The sequence below is a fragment of the Clostridium lamae genome, from assembly GCF_033043255.1.
GTDB lineage: Bacteria > Bacillota > Clostridia > Clostridiales > Clostridiaceae > Clostridium > Clostridium lamae.
Genome location: NZ_JASCQJ010000039.1, coordinates 12,616 through 32,964, shown reverse-complemented (window position 1 = coordinate 32,964; position 20,349 = coordinate 12,616). Strand labels below are relative to the sequence as shown.

The window sequence follows — 20,349 nt, the reverse complement described above, 5'->3', positions numbered from 1 at the left end:
ATAAAATTGAAGTTATCATTATATTTTCATCCTTTATTTTACTTTCATTTATATTATAAATTAATATAGGGTTGTTGCATAATCAAAACATAAAATTACAAGTATTTCTTTTTTCTAAAGTATATAATTTCTATAGTAACTATTATTAATGTAATCATCATTGCTATAATAAGTCCTGTTTTGCTATTTACTAATGACTTATTATTAAAACTAATTCCTAATATTCCTGATATTATAGTTATAGGCAATGCTATAACAGTAATACTCGTAAGTAATTGTATAGCTTTGTTTGTATTATTAGCTATCTCTGAATTATAAATATCTATACACGAAAGTATAGATGCTTCTATATCTTCTACTAAGCTTAATGTATTATCTAAAATTAATAAAACTTTACTATATAAATCTAACCCCTTAAATTCATAATCTAAGTAAATTATCATAGCCTTATAATTTGTTGTAAATCTTTCAATTTTAGCTACTAATTTTTTTAGATCTAATATTTCTTTATTATTTGAACTTTCACCATTTACTGCAATTTGAAAAAGTTCATCTACTCGTTCTTCTATCTTTAATAATTCTTCATCATAACGATATGAAAAATATTGAAATAAAAATAAACAAATCATATATTTATTTACACTACTATGTAAAGTTATCTTTTCTTTTAAAAACTCAATAAAACCTTCACTATAATAATTTACAATAAACTTATCTTTATCTATAATCGTATCAATAAAAACCTTTTTTCCTGAAAGTAAAATAGGAATTTTTAAAAATATCATATCCTTATCTTTAATTACTATATCTTTATGAATATTAGATATTTGCTTATCAACTATTTCACTAATACTCTTATTTTCACATATGCAAGCAACTACATTAGATAAAGTATTATCAAATTTTTCACTATTAATAATTTCTCCATTAGATAAAATTGAAGTTATCATAATATTTTCATCCTTTGCTTAATATTTATTTAGTTAATAAATTAGTTTGGAGCTGATAAAACAGCTCCATTTTTCTATACTAATTTCACATTATAATTCTTTAACCAATTATTGATTTGAATTAAATATGCAATCATTTGAGCTCCTGTCATTAACTGTCCAAACCAAGGTGTTTTATAAGAATTTCCCTTTGTATCAACTATTTCCTTAACCTTATCTCTATCTATAATATTTAATATCGGTGAAGATTTATCTTGTAATATATCTCTCATAATATTACAAACCATATCAGTATAAACTGGATTATGTGTCTTTGGATAAGGACTCTTTTTTCTATAAATAATATCTTCTGGTAAAATTCCTTCTAAGGACTTTCTTAATAATCCCTTTTCTCTTCCATTAAGTAGTTTTATTTTTGAAGGAATATTAAATGCATATTCTACTATTTTATAGTCTGCAAATGGCACTCTCACTTCTAAACTATTTGCCATACTCATCCTATCTTTTCTGTTTAATAAATTCACCATAAACCATCTTAAATTTAAGTAAAATAATTCTCTCATTCTATGCTCCAAAGGGCTTTCTCCATATAAATGCGGAACTTCTTTTAAAGTATCACTATATGCTGATTGTGCTACTTCTTCTATTTTTAAGTTCTTTAATTCTGGACTTAAAATTGCTTTTCTTTCCCCTATAAATCTTGACCATGGAAAAGTATTTGAATTTATCATTTCTTCATTAGTGAACCAAGGATAGCCTCCAAATAATTCGTCAGCACATTCTCCAGATAAAGCAATTACAAAATCTTTCTTTACTTCTTTACAAAACAAGTAAAGAGATGAATCTACATCTGCCATACCAGGCAAGTCTCTACCAATTAAAGCATTATCTAGTGCATTAACTAAATCTGTATGATTTAATACAACAGTTCTATGATCACTACCTATATATTTTGACATAAATTCTGCATAATATTGATCTGATGTTGGTTGAAATAGTGATGATTTAAAGAACTTTTCATTATCCTCATAATCTATAGAATAAGTAGTTAATATCTTATTTTTCTTTTTATATTCTTCTGCTGCTATTGCTGAAATTGCTGATGAGTCTAATCCTCCGGATAAAAAAGTACAAAGTGGTACATCTCCAACTAGTTGCCTCTTTATTGCATCTACAAGTAATTCTCTTACATGTTCAACTGCTTCTTCTTCACTTTCATTAAATTCTTCTGCTTTAAGCTCCCAATACACATCCTTTTTTAGTCCATATTCATCTAATATCAAATACTGACCTGGTTTAACCTCATTAATATCCTTATAAACAGTAGTTCCAGGTATAACTGCTGGTCCTAATGCAAATAATTCTGTTAACCCATCCTTATCTACAATAGGTTCTACATATGGATGCTTAAATAAACTTTTTAATTCTGATCCAAAAATAAATGTATTATTTTTTATACTATAAAATAATGGCTTTACGCCCATAGCATCTCTTGCTAAAACAACTCTTCTCTTTGCCTCATCATAAATAGCAAAAGCAAATATTCCATTAAACTTAGATATCGCATCTATTCCCCATCTTATATATGATAAAAGTAATACTTCAGTATCAGAGTATCCTTCAAATTTATAACCATCACTTAACAATTCTTGTCTAAGATCTTCAGTATTATATAGCTCTCCATTATATATAAGAACATAATCTTTACCATTAACAGACCTTTTCATAGGTTGACCTCCACCTTCTGGATCAACTACTACAAGTCTTCTATGTCCAAGCATAACATTATTAGAAATATACATTCCGCCAGAATTAGGTCCTCTATTTATTAAAGTATCAGTCATATTCTTTAATATATTATCTTCATCTTTTATATTCTTTTTAAAATTAATAAATCCTGTTATTCCACACATAATCTTCCCTCTTTCTTGTTTGCTTATATTTATAGTTATATGACTATGTTTTGATAATAGTGATTTAAAAATACTTTAAAGTTATATAATAAAAAAACTTCTTATGAGTTTCTCATAAAAAGTTTTATATATATATTATATGTGGAAGAATTGTTCACTAATTTAAACTTTGTAAGGCTTCATCTATCATTTTACTACATAGTTTTATTTGATTTCTATCATCTTCTGTTATTGATGGTAGTGGCTTTCTAACTCCTCCAATATCAACTCCTCTTCCTCTTAGGATTTCTTTAATTACTCCATAAAGGTGTCCGTGACAACTACACATTTCGTATATAATTCTACTAATTTTATATTGAATTTCTTGAGCCTTCTTAAAATCGCCTTCAGATAAAGCTTTATCCGCCGCAATAAATAACTCTGGCATTACTGCGTAAGTTCCCCCAATACCACCATCAGCTCCAATTATACGTCCAGCAACAAATTGTTCATCTGGCCCATTAAATACAACACTATTATCACCTGATACATCTTTAAACATTTGAATATCTAGTACGGGCATTGATGAATTTTTCACACCTATCACTCTTGGATTTTTAAGCATTTCTTTATATAAATTCATACCTAAACTAACTCCTGCTAATTGTGGAATATTATATATAATAAAATCAGTTTTTGGTGCAGAATTACTTATATCATTCCAATATTCTGCAATTGCATAATCAGGCAAATGGAAGTAAATAGGTGGAATAGAAGCTATCGCATCTACCTCTAGACTTTCCGCATGCTTCGCTAACTCCATACTATCTGAAGTGTTATTACATCCAACATGAGCTATTATAGTAATTTTTCCTTTTGCAACCTTCATTACATTTTCTAATATTAATTTTCTTTCTTCTTTACTTTGATATATGCATTCTCCTGAAGATCCACAAACATAAAGTCCTTTTATTCCTTTACCTATTAGATATTGTGTAAACATTTGAGTACGCTCTGGACTTATTTTCCCTTCATCATCGTAACAAGCATAAAAAGCTGGTATTATACCTTTATATTTTTCTAACTCCTTCATATATCTTCTCCTTGATATTTTCAGTATTAATATCTTTCATACTTTTTAACTTAAGAATAATCTAAAAATATACTTCAATATCTTTATTTTAAAATAATTTCACTTAATTTAACTTTTCTATTTTCATAACGTGATTTTGTTAATGCATCAGCAGTAGCAATTGCTGCTTTGGCTGCCTCCCCTGTTAATAATGGCTTAAACTCATCATCTGCTTCTTTTCCATGTAAAATTCCATTGAAGTATTTCATTTCATTTTTCATAATTCCATGAAGCCATTTTGGAGGTAATTTTCCTGGTTTACCATACGCAATTGCACCATCCATCTCGGTTCCATGATAAATTTTTATACGCTCATCATCTTCCTCTTTTGTTTCATGTACAAGATAGGTATCTTTACCATTTTGAGTTTTTACTGTCATGGCAACATCTTTCATATCAATTCTAATTGCCCCTTTTGTTCCTTGAATTAATACATAATGCTCTGGCCAGTGAAATGCAGAACCATATTCTAAAACAGCATATCTATTATTTGGAAATTGTAATGTAATAAATAACATATCATCTTCATCACCAAATTTTTCACCTAAATGGGCTACATTTCCTCCTACCATAGTTACTTCTTCTGGAACCCCCATAATAAATTGAATGCAATCTAGCTCATGAATATGGTGATATAGATGTCCACCTGATTTTTCACGAATTTTTTTCCATGATATACTTGGTTGAGGTTCTTCCCATCCATTTCTAGCAGAATGACAATAAAGTACATCACCTATTACACCTTCATTAATTAATCTCTTAGCATGTCTTACACTTCTAAAGAAATTCATTACATGACCAGCCATAAATATTACACCATTTTTTTGACAAACACTAACCATTTCATTACAATCTTCATAACTTAAAGCTATTGGTTTTTCACAAAACACATGAATTCCATGTTCTGCTGCTTTAATAACAGGTTCTTTATGTAGATAATTAGGAGTAGCTACTATAACAGCATCTACATCCTCTCTACTATACATAGTATCTAAATCATTTTCCACATCACATTCTAATTCCTTAGCTATTGCTTCTGCATTTTCTGGATCTAACACAGACACAATCTTAGCTCCTTCTTGTTCTTTAAGAATACGTCCTAACTCAGCTCCAAAATATCCAGTTCCTACTATTGCATAACCTATATTTTTCATATTTACCCTCCATTATATTAATTATTTTACTGACCCTTCTGTCATTCCACCTGCAATTTTTCTTTGAATTATCATAAAGAAAATTATTGATGGTATAACAACAATGGTCGATGCTGCCATCATATCTCCCCATGAAAGAATTTCAGCTCCTTGTAATGATCTAAGCGCAACTGAAACAGTCATTATATCTGTACTATTTATTAAGATTAAAGCATATAAAAATTCATTCCATGCATTTATAAAAGTATAAATTGCTGTGGCTACTATTCCTGGCATAACTAATGGAAGTACTATTCTTACAAATGTTTGAAGTTTATCTGCACCATCAATTCTGGCAGCCTCCTCTATCCCAATTGGAACCGTTTTAAAAAATCCAACAAGCATCCAAACTGCATAAGGCACGCTGAAGGAAAGATAAACTATTATTAGTCCTGTCATTGTATTAGTAAGTCCAGCCTTAGCCATTACTAAGGAATATGGAATAGCTAATAAAATTGGTGGAAACATATATGTAGTAACAAGTAATTTAGACATTAAGCTTCCAAACTTAGGAAAGAATCTTACAATCCCATAAGCAGCCATGGCTGAAATTGTAATTGCTATTAAAGTAGTTATAAAAGCAATTAATAAACTATTCTTAATATTTACTGCAAAGCCTAAATCTTTAATTACATGAATGAAATTTTGTACTGTAAAGTTTTTTGGTAAAAAACCTGTAGGGTTTGATGTAAGTTCTCCAGTTGTTTTTACTGAAGAAAGTATTATCCAAAGTAATGGGAAAACTGCTATAATAGTTAAAATAATAAGATATATATGACACATAAAATTTCCAAACTTATCTTTTTTACTTATCATTATTTATCCTCCTTTTCCCATTTACCTATAATAGTAAAATAAATTGTACATATAACTAATAAAAATAATAGTAATAAAATAGTTACAGCTGATGATTTACCTAACATCTTACTTCCCCATCCCATATTATAAGCATATATAGGTACTGTGGTTGTTGTATTTGCAGGTCCACCACCGGTGATTAAATAAATTAAATCAAAATTATTAAATATCCAAATTGTACGTAATACTACAAGTAAACCAATTACAGTTTTTATATGAGGCATAGTAATAAATCTAAATTGTTGACTTTTTGATGCTCCATCAATTTGTGCTGCTTCATACTGATCTTGTGGTATTGTTTGTAATGCTGAAAGAACATTTACCATTATCATCGGTGCCCCAAACCATACATTTATAAAAAATAAAGTTGGTAAAACTAAATTTCCATCACTTAAAAACTGTGGCAAACTATTAGCTAATCCTAATTTAACAAGTATATTTGGTATAAAACCAGATACTCCATTTAATATCCATTTCCAAGATAATGCTATTACTATAGACGGAAAGGCCCAAGGAATAATTAATAATGTACGATAAATACCTTTTAAATGCTTTACTCTATTAATTGCCAAAGCTGCAGTAAAACCTATAAATAGTTGCCCAATTAACGATACTATGGTCCATAAAATAGATACACCAAATGCTTTAAAGAAATCTGAATCCTTTAAAACTGATATATAGTTTTTTAATCCAATAAAATCATATGTTTGCTTAATTAAATGCTTTGTTGTTAAACTATAATATAGACTAGAAAATATAGGATAGATTAATAATACTCCTACTATAATAAGAGCTGGAAGTACAAATACCCATCGAGCATAATCTTTCTTTGATTTTATTTTCACAAATATCCTCGCCACCCTTTCTCAAATTAGGAAACCTTGTCAGGTTTCCTATATTAAATATTTATATTAATTAACTGTACTAAATAACTCATTCAATTTATCTTCAGCAGTTTGAGCTGCTTCTTTAACATCTGTTCCATTTGTAATAATATCTTGGAACATAGATTCAATAATGCCTTGGGATGTTAATAAACCTGCTTGTACACTTGGCCCATGTTCAAAGCCTATAGCTGTACCACTATCAACAGCTGTACTAATAACATCTACAGCATTTGAGAACTGCTGAACTGTTTCATTTGACTTGTATTCTTCAGTGTCTGATATACCTTTAATAGAAGGTAACATACCTACAGGTGTTGCTTCTAAAAACTCAATATAATTTTCTGTTTCATATAATTTTTCAATAAAAGCCTTACATATTTCTGGATGTTCTGATTTTTCCCATATTACCATTGGAATATTTGAGGTTTCTATTCCATAATCAGGATCATCTGCATTAATCTTTGGAATTGGTGCACAATCAATTTTATCAACTAAATCTGGTGAGTTTGTAGCTACACCACTTATTTGGAAACCAGAATTAAAATCAAATGCAGTCTTTCCTTGGTAGAATAAAGTTGCTTGATCAAGGACTACATAGTTAATAGAATCTTTTGGTGAAGAACTGTTATAAATATCAAGCCAATAATTAATTCCTTCAATAGCTAAATCACTAGTAATATCTGCTTTTAAATCCTCTGTTAAAAGACTTCCTCCACCACTACGTACATAAAAATTTAAGAACCTTGTCCCCATTAAATCTTTAGACCCAGTTGGAAATGAGCATCCATAAACATCATTAGTAGTTAAAACCTTAGCCGCATTTGCAAATTCATCCCAAGTCTTTGGAACTTCAAGTCCTGCTGCTTCTAATAAATCTTTTCTGTACCACATTACTTGTGCATGGGAATATAATGGTACAGAATAGTTACTTCCTTCTGATTCCCCTTCTGACAATGCTGCTTCAGAAAATTTGTCACGCCCAATATTATCAATAACATCATCTAATGGAATAATTGCTCCAGCATCCATCATTTCAACAACGTGACCTGGAAGGGCTGTACTCATATCTGGTACATTTCCTGAAGCAAGTCCAGTTGTCCACTTTGTATAAAAATCTCCCCAGGAAAAAGTTTCAATATTAATTTTTACATTAGGATTATCATTCATAAATTCATCTGCTACTGCTTGTATAGTATCTAATCTTGCTCCTTGAGTAAAAGAATGCCAAAATGTAATTTCACCACTTAATTCACCTGATGCAGATTCAGTGCTACCCCCTTTAGAAGAGCTATCTCCACACCCTACAAATAACGTTACCCCCATAACCATTGTTAACAAAATACTTACTAATTTTTTTCTCATTTCTAACCTCCTAATAACAAACTTTATGTAAAGCTTTACTTATAACTTTAGTATACATTACTCTTTTTTTCATTTCCACGCAAAAAACATTAAATATTAGCATAAAACAGTTATTTTTTAATCTTTTATCTGGTATTTAAAATTCTCATTTTTTCAATTATTTTACTATATATAGTTTATTTACATGCAAAAAAAGGGTGACTTCTACAATAAAATCACCTTTTTAAATTAATTTATTTATTATTATAAAAATAAATAAATTAAATTATATTTATTAATAAAATTTAATACAATATATAATTCTATTTTTTATAGCATAAATCAACTATTATGCACTTATTCTTTAGCATTATCTCTATATTGCTTTGGTGTAATACAAAAATACTTTTTAAATATTCTACTAAAATAATTTGCATCTTCAAAACCTACTTCATATGCTATATCACTTATATTATCACCTGAAATTAACAATTTTCTCGCTGCTGTCATAACTCTAATCTCATTTAAATATTCTAATGGATTTTTTCCAATCTGTTGTTTAAATAGAGTCCTAAATCTTGATTCACTTAATTCAGCCATTCTACTCATTTTTGAAATTGTATATTGCTCTGTTGGATGTAAAATTATATAATCTACCACAACTTGAATTCGTGGATCTAATTTAACATCAGATTTTTTAGTTCTATTTTTAATTCTTTCCAATGAAAATTCTTCATTAATAACAAAATTTTTATTATTAATATCTATGTTATTTTTACACTTATCAATAACATATCCTATAATCAATTCAAGATAACCTCTTACCCAAAACATCCTAGAATCCTTATTTGTTTTTATCCATGTGTAAATTTTTTCAAAATATATTCTTCCTTCATCATCTATGTCATGGATAACTGTAGGAACATGAAAGCAATCTGTTAATAAATCTCCTCCATCATAATTTACAGATGTAGCAAATCTTATGCTATAAAAAGCAAAATCTTCATCAAGAGCATGACAAGATATTTTACTTCCAAATGGAAGGTACACAATATCCCCCTTTTTAACCTTAACATCTTTACCATCTACGGAAAATACTGCTTCACCCTTTATAATATATCTCAACATACAGTAAGGTAAATAATTTTCAGGATAAACCCAAGACTTGCCAAATGTATATCTTTCAATATAGAGAAAATTGAATCTTATAGAATTTATAAATGAATTATTCATAGTCCGCCCCCCCTTTTATATGTAATATTATAACAATTATAATATATAAATTATCTATTTTCAATTATAATTCAGTTGTTTTGTGCTATAATTAGTCATTTAACCTATTTATAATTTTTTTTCATAATATTATATTTAAAATATAAATATTAAATTTTATTGAAAGGAAGAATTTTTTTATTATGTTTAAAATAGGAAAAGAATGTTATAACCCTGGGTATTTTTCAGTAAATGCATCTGCAGATACTCGAAGAAAAGAATTTGATATAAAAAACCTTACCTTAATGGAAAATAAAATAAATCCTGATTTTATTTTTATAGGAGATTCTATCATTAATTATTGGGAGTTAAATGCATATTTTAATAAACCCGATCAATTAATAATAAATCGTGGTATTGGAGGAGATACTACTACCTATTTAGCTAAAAGACTCTGGGCCGATGCTCTACAGTTATCTCCTAAATATTGCATAATAGGAATAGGAATTAATGATTCTTTAGACTTAGAAGGAGATTATTGGCGCCAAATACCTGGTTTACCTTATGACGAAGTTTTTCTAAAAGCAAAAGAAAATTATATAGATATCATAGAACAATGTACTAGAACATCTACAATCCCTATTATAGTTAGCTTACTCCCTATTAATATTCCTGTTTCACTGTGTGAGGTAAAACGCAAAAAGTTTATTTGTGATTTTAATGACTTTTTATATAGCTATAGCAAAGAAAAAAAAATCATTTATGTTGATTATTATCATACAACTGTAGTTCCTGGGACAAATATTCTTCTTGATGGAATTACATATGATGGTCTCCACCCCAATGCAAATGGTTACAATATAATGGCTACAGTATTAAAAAATACGTTAAAGAAACAAAATATAATTATATAAAGGAGATTTCAACTTATGAAATATAGAAAACAAGAAATATTAGAAAAAATAAAAGGTAAATTAATAATATCTTGTCAAGCACTGCCATCAGAACCTCTATATGTAGAGGAAAAATCTATTATGTACCTAATGGCTCGAGCTGCAAAACAAGCCGGTTCCCCTTGTATTCGTACAAATAGTATTAGAGATATCATAGCTATTAAAGAAGAAACTTCTCTCCCTGTTATAGGCATTATTAAAATTAATTACGAAGGGTATGACTCTTTTATTACTCCAACAATGAAGGAAATTGATGAATTAGTTTCTGTTGATACTGATATTGTCGCCCTAGATTGTACTATGCGTAAAAGAGGTGACAATAGTACTATTAATGAATTCATAAAAGATATAAAACTCAAATATCCAAATATTATACTAATGGCTGATATTTCTACCTATGAAGAAGGAATAAATGCTTGGAAATGCGGTGTAGATTTTGTTGGTACAACCTTAAGTGGTTATACTAGCTATTCACCTAAAATTGATGGCCCAGATATTGAACTAGTAAAAAAACTTGCTTCAACTATAGATATTCCAATTATTGCTGAAGGTAAGGTTCATACACCTGAACAAGCCGTACAACTTTTAAATGCTGGTGCATTTGCTGTTGTAGTAGGTGGTGCTATAACTAGGCCTTTAGAAATTGCAACACGTTTTATTAATGCTATGGAGGGTGTAAAGAATGGATGATTTATATTTAGGTGTTGATATTGGTGGAACTGAAGTTAAAATAGGACTTGTTACAGGTTCTGGAGATATACTCAAAGCTGATAATTTTTCAGTAAACTTCGATAATTATAAAACATTTATTATTAAGACTGTATTGAAATCAATAGATATGTTTATTAATAAAAATAATCTAGATATATCAACTATTCTTGGTATTGGAGTTTCTGCTACTGGGCAAATAGATACATGTACTGGTTCTGTAGTTGGCACTTCAGGACATATAGACAATTGGATAGGAACTCCATTAAAGGATATTCTTAAAGATAAATATCGTATTCCTGTTTCAGTAGCTAATGATGCCAACTGTGCTATAATCGGTGAATATTGGAAGGGTAGTGCTATTAGCTTTTCTAATATAATAATGATAACTGTAGGAACCGGTATTGGTGGTGGAATAATCGCTGATGGAAAGCTATTATCTGGTAAAATAGGTATTGCGGGGGAACTTGGTCATTTTCCTATTAATACATCTGGGAAAAAATGTTCTTGTGGAAATATAGGTTGCTACGAGCAATATGCATCAACTACTGCTTTAGTCACAGATGTAAGGGAATTATTAACTTCTGATACTAATATTTATATTGAAAATATAAATGATATAAATGGAAAATTTATATTTGAACAAATCCGTCTAGGAAATAATGAAATTAAAAATATAGTTGATAAATGGATAGAAAATATAGCTATAGGACTAGTAGGGTTAATTCATATCTTTAATCCTGAACTTGTAATAATAGGTGGTGGAGTTAGTAGTCAAGAAGACCTTTTTATAACCCCCCTACGTAATAAAGTATTTGAAATGATAATGCCTAGCTTTAAAATGCACTTAAAAATTTCTTCTGCATCTCTAGGGAATTATGCTGGCCTATGTGGAGCAGTTTATAACTTAATATATAACCAATAATTTTTTATAGGAGGCACTTATGATATTTGATAATATAAATAATATTAACAACTACAAATCTTTCCCTGTAATTTATCGAGTACTACAGGAACTCTCAAAATTTAATCTTCAAAACATTCCTACTTCTACCGTAGTTTACGAGAAAGATAACTTATTTGCTAATCCAGTATTATTAACTTCTAAACCTGAAAGTGAATGCATATTTGAAGCTCATCAAAAATATTTAGATATACACTATATTTTAGAAGGTATCGAAGGAATTTCTACAGCTCATACTTCAAATCTTGATATAAAAAAATCTTTTGATTATAAAAATGATGTTGGTTTCTATACAGGTAATGCCGATGGTACATACTTTTTAAATCCTGGAGATTTTATGATTTGTTGGCCTACAGATGCGCATAAGGTAGCAATTATGAAAAATTCCCCTATAGCTATAAAAAAAATTGTTTTTAAAATTAAAGTAAATCTTTTATAAAAAGTGCATCTATTAATTTTACTTATGCTCTTTAATTCACTCAAAGTTATGGTAAAATTAATAGATTCACTTTAAAATTAAAGAAAGGCTACTGAAATTTCAGTAGCCTCTTATTAATTAATTGTTTTCAAGTATAAATTTTTCTATTGCTTTAGCAACTCCATCATTTTCATTAGTATCTGTAATATAATTTGCTGCTTCCTTAACTTCATCAAAAGCATTTGCCATAGCAACCCCTAATCCTGCATATTCAATCATATGAAGATCATTTCCTGCATCGCCAAAAGTCATGACTTCTTCTCTTTTTACTCCTAAATGCTTAGCTAGCATTTCAACTCCTACACCCTTATTAACTTCTTTATTTAAGAATTCCAAGAAGAAAGGTGTACTTCTAACTACAGTATATTTTTCATATACTTCCTTCGGAAGCTTTTCCATAGCTGGCCCTAAAATCTCTGGCTCATCTATCATCATAACTTTTATCATTACTTCGTCATTAGGAATATTATCTATATTCATTTCATGAATTTCTATATTATTTATATGTGCTTCTACTTCTGTATATTTACTATTTTTAGGAGTTATTAAGCCTTTTTCTTCTGAAAAAGCATGAATATGAACTCCTAATTCATTACTTAACTTTCTTAAATAATGTAAATCTTCTCCCTTTAATGCTACTTTTGCAACAGCTTCCTTACTTTTTGTTTTCTGAATTAAAGCACCGTTATAACTTAACACATAATCATTATCTGAATACATATTTAACTCTTCTAGATATCTTGAAACACCATCTATCGGTCTGCCCGTTGCTAAAACTACTGTTACGCCCTTTTCCCTGGCTGATTGGATGGCATTTTTAGTTCTTTCAGATATAGTTTTATCCTCCTTAAGTAAAGTACCATCCATATCAATAGCTACTAATTTATACATTATAATCCTCCGTAAATGTGAAATTTAATTAGATTATACCATATATTTATTTATTATTCATTTATTAAATCTATTTATTAAACTCAATATAGGCTTTTAATATATTACTAAATCCATCATTTCTTAAAATGCTAAAAATAATTCCAGTTACCTCATAACTTGATGTAATACAAGGATCTTTTCTAATTGCTAATATTGTCTTTTGAATATCATCTGCTAATATTCTTAAATCAGATGAATTTAAAAATGAACCACTATCTTTTGCTGCATTCTCTATACTAGTTTTAATTTTATTAATATTAAATTCTTCTAGTCTTCCATCTTTTTTTATTATTTTCATATAAATCACTCCCTTTTTTATTATTAGACATAAATATTTATTTTATTAAAATATAAATAAAATCTCTCATTTATAAGTATTACCATATAAAAATTATTCACATTTTAAATAGTTTAAATTTATTATAATTCCAAACAGTTATATCACTATAATTATACAATATTACTCAATATTTTTAAAAATATATTTATTCTGAACACCAAAAAAATAGAGAAAAAATATGATGTTAGCTGTTCCGTCGTAAACTCCAAGTCACACTAACATCATATTTTTTTCTCTTAATTCTAAATGAAATAATTCCTCACACACTCGGAATTATATACATTATTTATTATCTACCAAACTCCAAGTAACACTCATATATTATTTATCTCCTTCTATACTGAAGGTAATAAAATAATCCCTTCATAATTTCAGTTTAATTTTTTAACTGTCTACTATAAATGAAGTATATTATCTATATGTTAATTTTTTGCTTTGCTTAACTTAGCAATTTTACCTTTTACTTTTATTTCTTTATACTTCTTCAACAAGTCATTACCTTTTCCATTTAAAATATCAACAAATGAAAAACCATCTTGTACATCAATGATTCCGATATCCTCACCTGTTAATTCTTCTAAATTGCTTAAAGCTCCTAGTATATCAACATTTCTTATTTTCTTCTTTTTACCTGCGCCTATATAAATTTTAGTAACTTCATTATGTACTGATTTTTTCTTAGTGCTATTATTTCCATAATCATTTTTTTGACTTTCAAAGAAGTTCTTCCTTCCTGAAATTACATCTTCATAAGGTGGAAGCTTTAATTCTTCTATCTCATATCCTATATATTCTTCAATATCATCTAGAAATTTTCTTTCTCCTAGAGAAGTTAATGTTATGGCTAAGCCATTTTTTTCTCCTCTTCCACTTCTGCCTATTCTATGAACATAGCTTTCTCTTTCCATAGGAACTTCATAATTAAACACATTAGTTATATGGTTTATATGAATTCCTCTAGCTGCAATATCCGTAGCTATTAATACTTTAAAATCTTTATTTTTAAAGTTATCCATAACCTTTAATCTTAGCTTTTGATCCATATCACCATGTAATTCATCTACTTTTATCTTTTCCTTTTTTAATGAAGAACATAATTTTTTAACTGAATCCTTAGTATTGCAAAATACTATAGCACTATCATCAGTATAAGCATAAAGAAGCTTTAATAAAGTTTTAATCTTATCCTCTCTATTAGAAAGGATAAATCTTTCACTTATCTTTTCTCTATTAAAAACTTTAGATTTTATATTTAAAACCTTTGGTTCTCTCATATACTTAGAATATAAACCTTCAATTTCACTTGGAATTGTAGCTGAAAAAAGTGCAGTATTTTTATTTTTAGGTAGCTTACTTAAAACTTCAGAAATTTGATCTATAAATCCCATATTTAGCATTTTGTCTGCTTCGTCTATAATAACATATTCTATTTTGCTAGTATCTAAATTTCCTCTTTCTATATGATCTATCACTCTTCCTGGAGTTCCAGAAACTATATGAACTCTTTGCTTTAATTCCCTAACTTGCTCATTAAAGGGTTGCTTACCAAATATAGCTGCACATCTTATTTTTTTTAGTCTTCCTATGTTTGAAATATCCTCTTTAACTTGCATTGCTAATTCCCTTGTTGGAACTAGCACTAAAGCTTTAACTACATTTTCTTCTTCATTAATAAGCTCACAAAGTGGAATTCCAAAGCTAGCTGTTTTACCACTTCCTGTTTGAGATTTTACAACTACATCCTTTTTATTCATTATTTCAGGGATAACTTCTTTTTGAACTTCCGAAGGGCTTTCAAAACCTAAGTTTTTTAAGGCTTTTAAAATCTCTTCTTTTAACCCCATATCTTCAAATCTATCTATACTCATGGATTTACCTCTTTCTTATAACATATTCAATAACTTTATTAATTTTACCCTAGTATTATGTCATATACAAGTAAATCATTAATCTTTAAACTGGCTAGCATACTTATATTTTTACTTTTAAATTATTCAATTCTTCTTTTAATTCTTTAGGTCCCTTAAATAAAACAGTTTTTATTCCTACTTTATTTGCACCTTCCACATTTGCTTCCATATCATCAACAAATATACTTTCATTTGGATTTAATTTATATCTTTCTAAAATAAGTTTATAAATATCTTCTTCCGGCTTAATTAACTTTTCAGCATAAGATACTACCCCTCCATCAAAAAGCTCAAAAAACTTATTTTTCTTTGTTACTTCTCCAAATGCTAATTCATGAAAGTTTGATAAATAATATATTTTATAACCCTTTTCTTTTAAAGAACTTAATATCTCCACAGTTTCTTCTATAGGCTTTAATATATCATACCAATTATCGAAAGCTAAATTAATTTCATCTGTATATTTAATATTTCTATTGATTATATTTTTAATTGCTTCTTTCTCAGTTATTGTCCCTCTATCTAACATTACCCATTCTTCACTATTAAAAATAGCTTTAAAAACATCTTCTAATTTGTTATCTGAGATTTTGCTTTTTAAATAATCTCTTGGATTAAAATCTAATAAAACATTTCCTAAATCAAAAATTATGTTCTTATACATAAATACCCTCCATACAAAAATTTAAAGAACAGTAGATAGCTTATCCCCCATATCTACTGTCAAAAAATACATTTTTATCTGTTCATCTATACATTAATATGTACTATATTAAATAAAAAAATATCCAAAGGCATACCCAGCATACATAAGTGCTGAATTCCAAATTGTTATGCCTATTATTGAATAAAGTGAGTATTTAATAATATTCATCCTAAACATTCCTGCCACAAATGGGATTAAGGTTCTAACAGCTGGAATTAATCTTATTATTAACACTCCTTTATCACCGTAATTCTCTATATACAAACAAACTTTATCTATAGATTTTCTTGATTTGGGAAACTTATTATATATCTTAGTTAAAATAGGTTGCCCAAACCAATATGATATTCCAAAAAGTACATAGCTAGCTAACTCACCAGCAATTATTGATATTCCAAGGGCTATAAAAAAATTAATTCCTGACTTTGCTACAGCCATGCCTATTGCAGGCATTATTATAGCTGCCCCCAATCCTGGAAAGTTTAAATACTCCAAAAAAATTATAAAAAATACAAATATTAATCCGTATCTTGCAAAATATTCTATTATTACTTGTATATTCCCCATTCTATTTACACTCCAAGTCTTTAGTATTGACTTGTAGTTTACCCCTTATTTCTTAATTTATCCTTAAAATACAATTCAATTTTTCTTAAAAAATTTATAAAGTTATGCCATTAAATATTCTATAATTAGCTTTATAGTATTTTCTATAGCCTCATAATGTGTTCTTTCCATACCATGTGATGCATGAACTCCTGGTCCTATAAGCGCTCCTCTTATATCATTTCCACCTCTAAGTGCTGCTCCAACATCAGAACCATACATTGGATAAATATCTATTGCATACCTAATATTATTTGATTTTGCTAAATTAACCAAATTTGTCACCATATTGTAATCATATGGCCCCCCTGAGTCCTTTGCGCAGATTGATACATCATATTCTGTACAGCTTAAGTCATCTCCTATACATCCCATGTCAACTGCTATCATTTCTGTTATATCTTGAGGAATATATGATGATCCATGTCCTACTTCTTCATAGGTTGAAATAAATATTTTTGTTGTATATTTAGGTGTTATTTTTTCTCTATTGAAAACTTCCATTAAACCCATTAATGCAGCTACACTACCCTTATCATCAATAAATCTTGATTTTATAAATCCACTTTCTGTTATGGTTGTTTTAGGATCAATAAAAATAAAATCTCCTGGGCATATTCCTAAATCTTCTACATCCTTCTTTGATAAGACCTTTTCATCTATCCTAACTTCCATATTTTCAGGATCACGCTTTTTATCCTTACTATCAGGATAAACATGAACTGCCGGGCTAGTACTTAGAAATGTTCCAGTATATATTTTCCCTTCCCTTGTTCTTATCTTACAATATTCACTATCCATAGTAGCTGGAATAGGTCCTCCTAATAATGTGAATTTTAGTGTCCCGCTATTAGTAATAGATCTAACCATTGCTCCTAGTGTATCTACATGAGCAGATAAACCTATTACTTTATCATTACCATTACCAGGAATAGTAATTATTCCACATCCCTTTCTAGTAGTTTCAAAGCTATAACCAAATCCCATCGCTATTTCTTCAATTACCTTTATGATATCGAAGCAAAATCCTGTTGGGCTATCAAATTCTAAAATTCTTTTTGCCGTACTTAATACGTATTCTTTATTAATACTGTACCTCATCATAATCACTCCTCATCTTTTTATATCTCTTAAATCTATTATTTAGATCTTAGCGATATAAGTAAAATATATATTCTTTATAAATTTATTTTACTATATTTTGTTATGGTATTTCCATATTTATATAATAATTATACATATCTTCTATAATATATATTCATATAAATTCATCTTTAATAATTTATAAGGGGAACACCTAATGGTATTCCCCTTATAAATTAAAAGCCATTATTTTCAGATACTTCCTTAATCCATCTACCTGACTTCTTTATTGATTTATTTAAAGTTTTTAAGTCTAAAGCAATATATCCATATCTATTCTTATATGCATTACTCCAAGACCAACAATCTATCGGTGTCCATGAATGGAAACCAAAACAATTTGAACCTTCTTCTATACCCTTATGAAGATATTCTAAATGTTCCTTAAAGAAATCTATTCTATAATCATCTTCTATACTTCCATTTTCATTAATGTATATCTCTTCACCTTCAACGCCCATACCATTTTCTGATATATACCATGGAATATTATTATAATTATCTCTTATATTTATTGCTATATCATACATTGCCTTAGGATATATTTCCCAGCCTCTATATGGATTCATTCTCTTATTTGGCATATCATAATTATCAAAATATTTATCTGGCATCCAACCTTTACTTTCATCAAACTTTGATTCTTTTGCCATTACTCTTCTTGGTTGATAATAATTTACACCTAGAAAATCTATTGTATTTTCTTTTATTATTTTCAGTTCTTCTTCAGTTGAATTCCATAATACGTTGTCTTTAGTTAATAGTTCAACTAAAATTTCTGGGAATTCTCCATTCACTGCTGGTTCTAAGAATGAATTATTAAATAAGCTATCTGCAATTTTAGAAGCTCTTAAATCAGCTTCACTATTACTTCTCGGATAAGCAGGAGTTAAATTTAAAATAATTCCAATTTTACCTCCATCTTTATCACATTCTAATTCTCTATATTTTTTGATAGCCTTTGCTGAAGCTAAATTTATATTATATAAAACTTGTATTGCTTTTACTCCATCTACAATCTTTGGATAATGGAATTGATATAAATATTGCCCTTCTACAACAACTATTGGTTCATTGAAAGTTGTCCAATGTTTAACTCTATCTGAGAATAACTTAAATGCTGTTTCTGCAAATTTAACAAATAGATCAACTACATGTTTTGATTCCCAGCCACCATACTTATTATATAATTCTATAGGTAAATCAAAATGATGAAGATTCATTACTGGAATCATTCCATTTTTTATGGTTTCATCAATTACATCATTATAGAATCTTATTGCATCCTCATCTGGTTCCCCTGTTTCTAAATCCTTTATAAGTCTAGTCCATTGAATAGATGTTCTAAAGCTATTTAACCCTATTTCTTTAAGCATAGCTAAATCTTCTTTATAACTATTATAAAAATTTGATGTAACTGATGGACCTACTTTATCAAAGAAAGCTTCTGGCTCAATTTCATACCAGTAATCGAATACACTTTTATGAGGTTTATTGAAATCACCTTCAGATTGTGGGCCTGAAGTTGCAGAGCCCCACCAAAAGTTTTCAGGAAAATTATATTTAATTGTCATTGATATACCTCCTATAAATCTCTTTATTTCATATTTATTTCTACACGGAATTCTATTTCATAATTTTATTATATATACCACTATTATAATTGTCTATACTTTTAATTTAAACATACATCTTTTAATAGAATAATAATAATATTCAAATTACCATTGAAATATATTATATATTTTCATATAATAAGTATATACCTAAAATGGAGGTGGTTTATATGGAAAATAATATGGAGTTAATAGCATTTGAATTAATTAGTAATGTTGGTGAGGCAAGATCCTTATTAATGGAAGCTTTAATGCTAGCTAGAGAAGAAAAATTTGATGCTGCTGATGAAAAGGTTAAAGAAGCAAATAAGTTCTTAGCTAATGGACATCATAGTCATTTTGGATTAATCCAAAAAGAAGCTAATGGTGAAAATTTACAATTCTCATTAATTTTAATGCATGCTGAAGATCAACTAATGACTACAGAAACATTAAAATTAGTTGTAGAAGAATTAATCTTAACCCATAAAAAATATTCAAAATAATACATATAAAAAAACAATTAGCAATTTATATATTATTGCTAA

The 20,349-nt window shown here is 28.3% G+C and carries 20 protein-coding genes; 5 read left to right on the top strand and 15 right to left on the bottom strand.

Going from position 1 to position 20,349, the window contains the following annotated elements:
* Nucleotides 1–95: 95 nt before the first annotated feature.
* From QK892_RS14890 to QK892_RS14855, 8 genes are all read right to left on the bottom strand, one after another.
* Nucleotides 96–950: a CorA family divalent cation transporter gene (locus tag QK892_RS14890; RefSeq protein WP_317274340.1), complete on the bottom strand. Its 855-nt coding sequence runs from the start codon at nt 948–950 to the stop codon at nt 96–98.
* Nucleotides 951–1,024: 74 nt separating this feature from the next.
* Nucleotides 1,025–2,863 (bottom strand): asparagine synthase (glutamine-hydrolyzing), encoded by a 1,839-nt coding sequence (asnB, locus tag QK892_RS14885; RefSeq protein WP_317274339.1) that lies wholly within the window; start codon nt 2,861–2,863, stop codon nt 1,025–1,027.
* Nucleotides 2,864–3,020: 157 nt separating this feature from the next.
* Nucleotides 3,021–3,935 (bottom strand): dihydrodipicolinate synthase family protein, encoded by a 915-nt coding sequence (locus QK892_RS14880; RefSeq protein ID WP_317274338.1) that lies wholly within the window; start codon nt 3,933–3,935, stop codon nt 3,021–3,023.
* An 83-nt stretch (nt 3,936–4,018) separates the two neighbouring features.
* Complete coding sequence (locus QK892_RS14875; protein WP_317274337.1) at nt 4,019–5,128, bottom strand: Gfo/Idh/MocA family protein; 1,110 nt, start codon at nt 5,126–5,128, stop codon at nt 4,019–4,021.
* Between the two features lie 21 nt (nt 5,129–5,149).
* Complete coding sequence (locus QK892_RS14870; RefSeq protein WP_317274336.1) at nt 5,150–5,983, bottom strand: carbohydrate ABC transporter permease; 834 nt, start codon at nt 5,981–5,983, stop codon at nt 5,150–5,152.
* Nucleotides 5,983–6,870, bottom strand: a complete 888-nt coding sequence (locus QK892_RS14865) for a carbohydrate ABC transporter permease (RefSeq protein WP_317274335.1) — start codon at nt 6,868–6,870, stop codon at nt 5,983–5,985. Before QK892_RS14865 ends, QK892_RS14870 begins: the two co-directional genes overlap by 1 nt.
* A gap of 66 nt (nt 6,871–6,936) precedes the next feature.
* Nucleotides 6,937–8,274: an ABC transporter substrate-binding protein gene (locus QK892_RS14860; RefSeq protein WP_317274334.1), complete on the bottom strand. Its 1,338-nt coding sequence runs from the start codon at nt 8,272–8,274 to the stop codon at nt 6,937–6,939.
* Between the two features lie 336 nt (nt 8,275–8,610).
* Nucleotides 8,611–9,486: an AraC family transcriptional regulator gene (locus QK892_RS14855; protein WP_317274333.1), complete on the bottom strand. Its 876-nt coding sequence runs from the start codon at nt 9,484–9,486 to the stop codon at nt 8,611–8,613.
* Between the two features lie 182 nt (nt 9,487–9,668).
* Here QK892_RS14855 and QK892_RS14850 point away from each other — a divergent pair, with 182 nt between their 5' ends.
* From QK892_RS14850 to QK892_RS14835, 4 genes are read left to right on the top strand one after another with little or no spacing between them, the layout of a single operon-like run.
* Nucleotides 9,669–10,379, top strand: coding sequence for an SGNH/GDSL hydrolase family protein (locus tag QK892_RS14850; protein WP_317274332.1), 711 nt, complete (start codon nt 9,669–9,671; stop codon nt 10,377–10,379).
* A gap of 15 nt (nt 10,380–10,394) precedes the next feature.
* Complete coding sequence (locus QK892_RS14845) at nt 10,395–11,108, top strand: N-acetylmannosamine-6-phosphate 2-epimerase (RefSeq protein ID WP_317274331.1); 714 nt, start codon at nt 10,395–10,397, stop codon at nt 11,106–11,108.
* The gene (locus QK892_RS14840; RefSeq protein ID WP_317274330.1) at nt 11,101–12,051 is read left to right on the top strand and encodes an ROK family protein; all 951 of its coding nucleotides are present in this window, start codon (nt 11,101–11,103) and stop codon (nt 12,049–12,051) included. Before QK892_RS14845 ends, QK892_RS14840 begins: the two co-directional genes overlap by 8 nt.
* A 19-nt stretch (nt 12,052–12,070) precedes the next feature.
* Nucleotides 12,071–12,529, top strand: coding sequence for a YhcH/YjgK/YiaL family protein (locus QK892_RS14835; protein WP_317274329.1), 459 nt, complete (start codon nt 12,071–12,073; stop codon nt 12,527–12,529).
* Between the two features lie 117 nt (nt 12,530–12,646).
* On the opposite strand, the gene yidA is transcribed toward QK892_RS14835, so the two are convergent.
* From yidA to QK892_RS14800, 7 genes are all read right to left on the bottom strand, one after another.
* Complete coding sequence (yidA, locus tag QK892_RS14830; RefSeq protein ID WP_317274328.1) at nt 12,647–13,459, bottom strand: sugar-phosphatase; 813 nt, start codon at nt 13,457–13,459, stop codon at nt 12,647–12,649.
* Nucleotides 13,460–13,529: 70 nt separating this feature from the next.
* Complete coding sequence (locus QK892_RS14825) at nt 13,530–13,799, bottom strand: ATP cone domain-containing protein (protein ID WP_317274327.1); 270 nt, start codon at nt 13,797–13,799, stop codon at nt 13,530–13,532.
* Nucleotides 13,800–14,263: 464 nt separating this feature from the next.
* Nucleotides 14,264–15,709 (bottom strand): DEAD/DEAH box helicase, encoded by a 1,446-nt coding sequence (locus QK892_RS14820; RefSeq protein WP_317274326.1) that lies wholly within the window; start codon nt 15,707–15,709, stop codon nt 14,264–14,266.
* A 103-nt stretch (nt 15,710–15,812) separates the two neighbouring features.
* Complete coding sequence (locus QK892_RS14815) at nt 15,813–16,415, bottom strand: HAD family hydrolase (protein ID WP_317274325.1); 603 nt, start codon at nt 16,413–16,415, stop codon at nt 15,813–15,815.
* A 108-nt stretch (nt 16,416–16,523) separates the two neighbouring features.
* Complete coding sequence (locus tag QK892_RS14810; protein WP_317274324.1) at nt 16,524–17,024, bottom strand: DedA family protein; 501 nt, start codon at nt 17,022–17,024, stop codon at nt 16,524–16,526.
* Nucleotides 17,025–17,126: 102 nt separating this feature from the next.
* A complete protein-coding gene (locus QK892_RS14805) occupies nt 17,127–18,164 on the bottom strand; it encodes a M42 family metallopeptidase (RefSeq protein WP_317274341.1) in 1,038 nt (345 codons plus the stop codon).
* Between the two features lie 218 nt (nt 18,165–18,382).
* A complete protein-coding gene (locus tag QK892_RS14800) occupies nt 18,383–19,780 on the bottom strand; it encodes a glycoside hydrolase family 1 protein (protein ID WP_317274323.1) in 1,398 nt (465 codons plus the stop codon).
* 212 nt (nt 19,781–19,992) lie between these two features.
* Between QK892_RS14800 and QK892_RS14795 the strand changes: the two genes are divergently transcribed.
* Nucleotides 19,993–20,307, top strand: coding sequence for a PTS lactose/cellobiose transporter subunit IIA (locus tag QK892_RS14795; RefSeq protein ID WP_317274322.1), 315 nt, complete (start codon nt 19,993–19,995; stop codon nt 20,305–20,307).
* Nucleotides 20,308–20,349 lie beyond the last annotated feature (42 nt).